This is a genomic window from Thiomonas sp. 13-64-67, assembly GCF_002282795.1.
GTDB lineage: Bacteria > Pseudomonadota > Gammaproteobacteria > Burkholderiales > Burkholderiaceae_C > Thiomonas > Thiomonas arsenitoxydans.
In genome coordinates, this window is record NZ_NCKP01000064.1 from 1 (window position 1) to 9,418 (window position 9,418).

Below are 9,418 nucleotides of genomic sequence, written 5' to 3' on the forward strand. Positions count from 1 at the left end.
CTCGGCCTGCCCTATTTGCCCTTCGACCTGCGGCGCGCGCTCGCGCCCGCGCCCGCCGGCCCGCCCGACAACTGGCGCGAACCCGGACCGCAGGACGCGGCCTTCGTCCTGTTCAGTTCCGGAACGACCGGAAAACCCAAGCGCATCCCGCTGGAACAGGCCAAGGCGCTGCACGCGGCACGCAACATCGGCCGCCATTTCAGGATATCGCCGGCGGATCGCGGGCTGCTCGTGATGCCCACCCACCATATCCACGGCCTGGTCGGCGGTCTTCTGACACCGCTGGTCAACGGCTCTTCGGTGGTCTGCACGCCGGGGTTCGATCCGCAGGCCTGGCTGCTCTGGATCCAGGACTTCAACCCGAGCTGGTACACGGCATCGCCGACCCTGCACCGCGCCTTCCTTCAGCTCGGCGAGCGTTACCGGGAGGCGTTGCCCGAGCATCGCTTCCGCTTCATCCGCTCGTCGTCGTCGGCGCTGCCGGCCGATGTCCAGACGCAGCTCGAGACCATGACCCGGGCCCCGCTGATCGAAACCTACGGCATGACCGAGGCGGCGCACCAGTTGACGGCGAATCCGCTGCCTCCGGAGCCGCGCAAGCCGGGCTCGGCGGGTCGTGCGGCGGGCGTCGAGCTGCGCATCGTCGACGATGCGGGACGCGAGCTCCCGCCCGATCGGCTCGGGGCCGTGGTCGCGCGCGGCCCGACCCTGTTCAGCGGCTATGAAGAACCTTCCCGGGACGATGTTCCCGCGTTCCAGGACGGCTGGTTTCTCACCGGCGACCTCGGCCGGCTCGATCCTGACGGATATCTGTATCTGGCGGGCCGCACCAAGGAGATCATCAACCGCGGCGGCGAGAAAATCGCGCCGGTCGAAGTCGAGCAGGCGCTGCTGCAGTTGCCGGGCGTGCAGCAAGCCGCCGTGTACGCCGCCCCGCATCCCTCGCTGGGCGAAGACGTGCACGCCGCTGTCGTGCTGGACGCCGGCGGCCCTGCCGACGCGCAAGCGCTGCGCGCCGCCCTCGCCGGGCGCATCGGCCAATTCAAGATTCCCGCGCAGATTCACATCGTGGCGCAGATCCCGACCGGCCCTGGCGGCAAGGTGCAGCGCCTGAAACTGCACGCGCAAATCGCCGCGCTGGTCAAACCCCCGGAGCATGCCGCCCTGACCGATCCGCTGCAGCTCAGGCTCGCGGCGCTGTTCGCCGCGGCCCTGGGCTGTGCCGTGACCGACGGCAACGCTCATTTCATCGCCCTGGGCGGCGACTCCCTGCTCGCCGTCGGCGTGGTGCAGGCGGTGAACCGGGAATGGGGGCTGGATCTTGCCGCAACGGCACTGCTGGCCAAGCCGAGGCTGGCGGATTTCGCCGCCGTCGTGCAGGCCGCCATCGAAGAAGCCGACGCCGCCTGCCGCGCCCTGCAGGCGGATCTCGACGCCCTCGGCACAGACGAGATCGCCCGCCTGCTCGCGCAGGCCTGATGGCCGATCGAACCGCACATCTCCACGTCGATTCCCTCGCCGCCACGCCATGCGCACACCACCATCGGCTTCGGATGAAGCGTCCGCCGCCGCATCCGAGGCGCGCGACGCGCAGCGGCGCCTGCTGGCCCGAGCACTGCTTCGACAGCGCGCCCAGGTCGCGCCCGCGGCGCGAGAGGCCGACCCCGGCGAGAATCCGGCCCCCCTGTCCCATGCACAGGAGGGCCTGTGGTTCCTCGCCCAGCTCGAGGGCGGCGCATCGGCCTACAACAGCGGCTCGGTGACGCGGCTGCACGGCCCCCTGGACGGCGACCGCCTCGAGTTGAGCCTGCGCGCGCTCATCGCCCGGCATGGTGCGCTGCGCACGCGGTTTGCGTCCGGCGCCGGCGGCCCGTTCCAGCAGGTGATGCCGGCCGGCGCCAGTGCCGCCGCCTTCGCGCTTCAACGCCTGACCCTGTCCGGCGACGAGGCGCAAGACGGCCCGCTGGCGCAACGCGTCGAAGCCATCCTGGTCCAACCCTTCGACCTTGCGTGCGCGCCGCTGCTGCGCGCCGTGCTGCTGGCCGTCGCGCCGGAACATCATCTGCTGGTCCTGGCGCTGCATCACATCGTGGCCGACGGCTGGTCGATGCGCGTCATCCACCGGGAACTTGGACAGATCTACGCCCACGGTGGCTCGGCTTGCGGCCTGCCTGAACTGCCGCTCACCTTCGCCGCCCACGCCGCGCATCAGCGCCAGCGCGATGCCAGCGCCGCGCTACAAGCCGATTTGCAGTACTGGCGCGCACAGTTGCGAGACCTGCCCAGCCTCGAACTGCCCACCGACAGACCGCGGCCCGCGCGGATGAGCTTCGCCGGGAAAACGCAGCGTTTCCACATCGACGCCAGCCTCGCCGCCGCGATGCAGGCGCTCGCCCAACAGCATGGGGCCACCTCTTTCATGGCCTTCCTCGCGGCGTTCCAGATCCTGCTGATGCGCCTGTGCGGGCAACACGACATCCCGGTCGGCGTGCCGGTGGCCGGACGCGGCGACGCACGGCTGGAGAACGTGGTCGGCCATTGCGCCAACACCGTGGTGATGCGCGGCCGGCTCGACGGCGCGCCCGGCTTCATCGACGTCCTGCAGCGCACGCGCGCAACCGTCATCGACGCGCTGGCTCACGCCGAAATGCCGTTCGACCGCCTGGTGGTCGAACTCGCCCCGCGGCGCGACGCCAGCCGCAACCCCTTGTATCAGGCCTCGTTCGTGCTGGACGCATTTCCCGAGCGCACGATCGATGTGCCCGGCATCGCCGCCGTGCGCCTGCCGCTGGGGGCCAGCACGGCGAAGTTCGACCTGTCCCTGCGGCTGACCAAGACCGGCGCCGGACTCGACGCCGAGCTGTCCTTCCGCACCGACCTGTTCGAGCCGGCGACGGTCGCACGCATGGCGGCGCAGTTCCGCAACCTTCTGGCCAGCATCGTGGCCGACCCCGGGCTTGCGGTCGATCGCCTCGAGCTGCTCGACGCCGACGAACGCCGTCGCCTGCTCGTGGATTGGAACGACAGCGCGCGCTCCGCGCCGTGCGAGCAGGCCGTGCACGCCCTCTTTCGCAACCAGGCCCGCTCCACGCCCGATGCGGTGGCGGTGCGGCTCGGCCGCGAGTCGATGACGTACCGGGAGCTGGATACGTTGTCCGAGCTTTGGGCGCAGCGGCTGCGCGAGGCCGGTGTGGGCACTGAGGCGGTCGTCGGCCTGTACATGGAACGCAGCTTCGCCCTCGTGGTGGGCATGCTGGCCATCCTCAAGGCCGGCGGCGCATTCCTGCCGCTCGACCCCGAGTACCCCGCCGCGCGGCTGCGGATGATGCTCGAGGACGCCGCGCCGCGCCTCGTGCTGACGCAGCACCGCCACGCCGCCGCGCTGCGCGCGGCGGCCAGCCCGGCGCGCGTGATGGAACTGCCCGACGACGGCGGCGCGGCCCCCGTCCACGACCTCCCGATCGTCGACGACGCGACCCGACCCGAGCACCTCGCCTACATCATCTACACCTCGGGCTCGACCGGCAGGCCCAAGGGGGCGCAGCTGCTGCATCGGGGTTTGAGCAATCTCTTGCTTTGGTACAACGACGCGCTCGACATGACGCCCGCCGACCGCGTCCTGCAAAAGACCACGATCAATTTCGACGCCTCGATTCGGGAGATCCTGTCACCGCTGGTTTGCGGCGCGCAGCTCGTCCTGGCCGAACCCGGCGCGCAGCGGGACATGGCACGCATGGCGGCGATCCTGCGCGAGCAAGACATCAGCGTCGCGGGATTCGTTCCCTCCGCCTTGCGCGTGCTGCTGGCCGAACCCGCGTTTGCGGCATGCACCCGCCTGCGCTACATGGTCGCCGCCGGCGAGGCCCTCGATCGCGCGCTGGCCGAGGCGTTCTTCAAAGTCCTGCCGCAGGCCAGATTGGGCAATTTTTACGGCCCCAGCGAAGCCACGGTCGACAGCGCCTGGTACGAGGTTCGCCGCTCCCTGCCGGATCGGCACGCGATCCCCATCGGCCGCCCCGTCCCGCATTTGCAGCTCTACGTCCTCGACCGGCATCTGCAGCCGCAGCCGATCGGGGTGACCGGTGAACTCCATGTCGGCGGCATCGGGGTGGGCCGCGGCTACCTGAACCGCCCGGAACTCACCGCGGAACGCTTTCTGCCGAATCCTTTCCGCCCCGGCGAGCGCATCTACCGCACCGGGGACCTGGCGCGCTGGCTGGCCGACGGCAGCGTCGAGTTCATCGGCCGCGCCGACCACCAGGTCAAGCTTCGCGGCCATCGCATCGAGCTCGGCGAGATCGAGTCCGCGCTCGACGGCTGCGCGGGCGTGCGCATGAGCGCGGTGGCCCTGCATGGCGACACCCCCGAACGGCAGCGCCTCGTCGCCTATGTCGTCGCCGAACAGCCGGACGCGCAACGTCTGCGCCAGGCGCTCAAGGCGGGGCTGCCGGAGCACATGATTCCCGCGACCTTCGTCTTCCTCGACGCCCTGCCGCGCCTGCCCAACGGCAAGCTCGACCGCGGCAGCCTGCCGCGGCCCGACGACGCCCCCGATCCGGCCCGCCATGCAGCGCCTCGCTCGGGCCTGGAATCGAGCCTGCTCGAGATCTGGAAGGCGGTGCTGCCGCAAAGGCACTTCGGAGTGCACGACAATTTTTTCGATCTCGGCGGGCATTCCCTTTCCGCGACCCAGGTGGCCTCCCAGATCCGCGCCACGCTGGGCCTGGCACTGCCGTTGCGCACCCTGTTCGAGCACACGACCCTCGCCGAACTGGCGCAGGCGCTCGAGCCCATGTTGGAGCGCGGCGAATACCAAAGCGCCCCCGACCCCATCGCGCGGGCAGCCCGCGGTGGGCGCATGCCCGTGTCGTTCTCGCAGCGGCGCATGTGGATGCTGCACCAGATGGACCCGCAGGGCGCTGCGTACAACATGTGCGCGGCCCTGCAGCTGCGCGGTCCGCTGGATCGTCCGGCACTGCATGCCGCGCTGGACGCGCTGGTGGCCCGCCACGAGGCGTTCCGCACGCGCTTCGAGTTCGGCGCGACCGAGCCCGAGGCGATCATCGACCCGTCCGCATCGGCACGGCTGCAGGAGATTGACCTGCGGGCCTTGCCGGTGGCGGAGCACGACGCCGCGCTGCGGCGGCTGGCTGCGGCGCCCTTCGACCTGGCCCGGGGGCCGCTTTGCCGGCTGATCCTGGCAAACCGCGGCGCGGACGATCACGCCCTGGTCCTGGCGATGCACCACATCATCGGCGACGACTGGTCGTGGGGGATCGTGCTGGACGAGCTGTCGACGCTGTACCAGGCGCACCGCCGCGGCCAGGCTCCCGCCCTGCCGCCGAAACCGATCGACTTCGTCGACTACGCCGCCTGGCAGCGCCGCCACATCGACGACGCCACGCTGGATCGGCAGACCGGCTACTGGCTGCGGCAGCTCGACGGCATGAGCCCTTTGAACCTCCCCAGCGACACCGGCGCGGCGCAACGGCTGACCAGCCGCGGCGCCCGCGTGCGGCGCGAGTACGCCGACGCCTGGTTCGACGCGGTGCAGCGCTTCAGCGCACGGCAGGGCGTCACCCCGTTCATGACCCTGCTCGCGGCCTTTCAACTGCTGCTGTCACGCTGGTGCGGGCAGGACGACGTCACCGTGGGCACGCCGGTGGCCAACCGCACGCGCGTCGAAGCCGAGACCATCGTCGGTTCCCTCGTCAACACGCTGGCGATGCGCAGCGTGGTGCGCATGGACATGAGCTTCCGCGATGCGTTGCAGCAGGTGCGCGGCACGACCCTGGACGCCTACACCCACCAGGACATTCCCTATGACTACCTGGTCGAGCGGCTGCGCGAACAGGCCGGCCCCGGCGCATCGCCAGAATTGCGCGTGCTGTTCAATGTGCTCAACACGCCGCAGCCGCCACTGCGCTGGGACGGGCTGGAGGCGCGGCACCTTCCGCTGCACCTCGGCGCGGTGCAGTTCGATCTGGCCCTGCACATCGACACCGAAGCCGAGAACACGCTGGTCCTGAGCTATGCAACCGAGCTGTTCGCCGAAGAGACGGCGACGAGCCTGCTGGACCTGTATCTGCACCTGCTCGACCAGGCGATGCAGGCCGCGGATCGGCCGCTGCGCGAACTCTCCTTCGTCACCCCGCGCGACCAGGCCCTGCTGTCCGCATGGAACCGCACGTCGCGGGCCTACCCATCCGACCTGACCCTGCCGGATTTCCTGGCGGCGCAGCGCGGACGCCCGACGCCTGCCCTGCGCCTTGCGCCGGATCGGGCGCTGAGCCACGCGCAGCTCTGGGCCGAGGCCGACCGGCTCGCACACGCCCTGCGCGGGCGCGGCGTGCAGCGCGGCTGCCTGGTCGGGTTGAGCGCGGCGCGCGGCCCGGACATGCTGGTGGCGCAACTGGCGGTCCTGCTGGCCGGCGCCGCCTATGTGCCGCTGGACCCGACCTATCCGGCACAGCGCCTGCACGCCATGGCCGAGGACGCCGGTCTGTCGCTGCTGATCACCCAGCAAGCGCTGCTCGATCTCTGGCAGGGGCTGGACCTGCCCCGGCTGCTGCTGGACGCCGAGGGGGCCGGCGTCGCGGCGCATGCCGGAGCACCGCTGCGACCCGACCCCGACCGCGACGCGCGGCCGCAAGACCCGGCCTACGTGATCTACACCTCGGGGTCCACCGGCCGGCCGAAAGGGGTGGTCGTGCCGCATCGCACCGTGGTCAACTTCCTGGCATCGATGCGCGACGCGCCGGGTCTGTCGGCCGACGACGTGCTGCTGGCCGTCACCACGCTGAGCTTCGACATCGCGGTGCTCGAATTGCTCTTGCCGCTCGCGGTCGGCGCCAGCATCGTTCTGGCCAGCCGCGAGCAGGCCAGCGACGGCGCCGCGCTGCGCGGCCTCCTCGAAACCACGGGCGCCACGGTGATGCAGGCGACGCCCTCGACCTGGCGCATGCTCATCGACGCCGGCTGGGCGGGAGGGCCGGCATTCAAGGCCCTCGTCGGCGGCGAGAGCCTGCCGCCCGACCTCGCGCAGGCCCTGCTGGCGCGCACCGGCGCGCTGTGGAATATGTACGGGCCGACCGAAACCACCGTCTGGTCCACCTGCTGGCGCGTGGTGCCGCCGGCGGCGGTCATCGCCATCGGCAAGCCCATCGCCAACACCCAGGTTCACGTGCTCGATGCCCAGGGGCGGCCCTGCCCGGTGGGCTTCAGCGGTGAAATCCATATCGGCGGCGATGGCGTCGCCACGGGTTATCTCAACCGTCCGGATCTCAGCGCGGAACGCTTCATTCCCGACCCCTTCAGCGCCCTGCCGGGCGCACGCCTGTACCAAACCGGCGACCGCGGCCGCTGGCGGCACGACGGCCTGCTCGAGCATCAGGGAAGGCTGGACTTTCAGGTCAAGCTGCGCGGCCACCGCATCGAGCTCGGCGACATCGAGGCCCAGCTCCAGGCTCATCCCGCGGTCAGGCAATGCCTGGTGATGGTGCGCGAAGACCGGCCCGGCGACGTCAGACTGGTGGCCTATGTGGTGCCCACCGGCGCCGAGCCGCAAGCGCAGGCGCTGAGAGATCACTTGCGCCGCAGCCTGCCCGACTACATGCTGCCGCAGCATTACGTGCTGCGACGGGAGCTGCCGCTGTTGCCCAATGGCAAGGTCGATCGCCGTGCCCTGCCCGCCCCGCGCGAGGAGGCTCGCGCAGACTTCGCCCCGGCCGACCTGCCGTCCACGCCGATGGAAATCGCGCTGGCTCGCATCTGGCAGGATTTGCTCGGCCTGGACGCCGTGAGCCGTCACGACAATTTTTTCGATCTTGGGGGCCACTCGCTGATGGCCACGCGTGCCGCAATCGAGTTTCAGCGTGTCAGCGGCGCGCGCCTCGAAACACGGCGCCTGATCTTCGAAACCCTGGCCCAACTCGCCGACGGCTGCGAGATCCGCGCACCGGATGGCCAACCTGGCGAGCGCGCGGCAAAGGCCCGGGCCGCAGGCGGCTGGTTCGCCCGCCTGGCGCAACGCCTGGGGCTCGGCACGCACTGAGGCCCGCGGCGCCGGCCGCAGAATCAGGCGACTCCGCGCGCCCTGTCGCGCCTGAATCGCTCGACGAAATCGTCGAAGCGTCCGGCGTCCAGCGCCTCGCGCATCTCGCGCATCAGGCCAAGGTAATAGTGCAGGTTGTGGGCCGTGGCGAGCATGCCGAACAGCATTTCCCGGCAGCGGTCCAGATGGTGCAGGTAGGCGCGGGAAAATTGGCGGCAGGCCGGGCAGGCGCAGGTCTCGTCGATCGGGCGCTGGTCGAGCTTGAAGCGGGCGTTGCGGATGCGCAGATCCCCGAAGCGCGTGAACAGATGGCCGTTGCGTGCGTTGCGGGTCGGCATGACGCAGTCGAACAGGTCGATCCCGGCGGCGACGCCATCCACCAGGTCTTCCGGCGTGCCGACCCCCATCAGGTAGCGCGGCTTGTGGCCAGGCAGACGCGGCGCGGTGTGGCGCAGCAGGCGCAGCATGTCTTCCTTGGGCTCGCCCACGCTCAGGCCGCCGATGGCGTAGCCGGGCAGGTCCAGGTCCACCAGTCCCGCCAGCGAGGCATCGCGCAGCGACTCGAACATGCCGCCCTGCACGATGCCGAACAGCGCGTTGGGATTGTCCAGCCTGGCGAACTCGGCCTTGCAGCGCGCGGCCCAGCGCAAAGAGAGCTCCATCGACGCCCGCGCTTCGGTCTCGGTCGTGATGTGGGTTTCGCCGCCGCGCTGCACATCGTAGGGCGTGCACTCGTCGAACTGCATGACGATGTCGGCGTCGAGCACGGTCTGGATCTGCATGCTGACCTCGGGCGTGAGGAACAGCTTGTCGCCGTTGACCGGAGAGGCGAAGCGCACGCCCTCCTCGCTGATCTTGGCGCTGCGCCCCAGGCTCCAGACCTGGAAGCCGCCGCTGTCGGTCAGAATCGGCGCGTCCCAGCCGATGAAGCGGTGCAGCCCGCCGAACGCGCGCACCACGTCCAGGCCGGGACGAAGCCAGAGGTGGAAGGTGTTGCCGAGGATGATCTGGGCCCCGGCATCCTTCAGCCCGGCAGGGGTGATGCCCTTGACCGTGCCGTAGGTTCCCACCGGCATGAACTGCGGCGTCTCGATCGAACCGTGGTTGAGGGTGAGGGTGCCCCTGCGGGCTTGTCCGGCGGTGCGGTGAATGGTGAATTGCAGCATTCCGGCATTGTTTCAGACCCGCCGGGGTCGCGCCGCAGGCTCAGGCCAGGCGCGCGCGCAAACGGCGCACACGCCCGAGGAGCGTGGCGGGCGTCGCGATCTTGAATAGGGTGCGCAAGGTCTTGGCGTTGAACGTCCGGTAGGCGAACAGGCTGCTCAGCAGAAGACGCAGGGCTCGCCCGCGCTCCACCTCGGACAG

Annotated in this window: 3 protein-coding genes; 2 read left to right on the forward strand and 1 reads right to left on the reverse strand. The window is 70.4% G+C overall.

The window, feature by feature from the left end:
- The coding region (locus B7X30_RS13040; protein WP_286731075.1) for an AMP-binding protein at positions 1–1,479 on the forward strand (1,479 nt) is incomplete at its 5' end.
- Between the two features lie 49 nt (positions 1,480–1,528).
- Positions 1,529–8,053, forward strand: coding sequence for a non-ribosomal peptide synthetase (locus B7X30_RS13045; RefSeq protein ID WP_286731078.1), 6,525 nt, complete (start codon positions 1,529–1,531; stop codon positions 8,051–8,053).
- Between the two features lie 23 nt (positions 8,054–8,076).
- Here B7X30_RS13045 and tgt read toward each other — a convergent pair whose 3' ends face one another.
- Entirely contained in the window at positions 8,077–9,219 is a 1,143-nt protein-coding gene (gene tgt, locus B7X30_RS13050; protein ID WP_286731080.1) for a tRNA guanosine(34) transglycosylase Tgt, read from the reverse strand.
- Between the last annotated feature and the right edge of the window lie 199 nt (positions 9,220–9,418).

Bases quoted from the DNA above. Each gene is read 5' to 3' on its own strand.
- tgt (WP_286731080.1), bottom strand. From the start codon at position 9,219: ATGCTGCAATTCACCATTCACCGCACCGCCGGACAAGCCCGCAGGGGC.
- B7X30_RS13045 (WP_286731078.1), top strand. From the start codon at position 1,529: ATGCGCACACCACCATCGGCTTCGGATGAAGCGTCCGCCGCCGCATCC.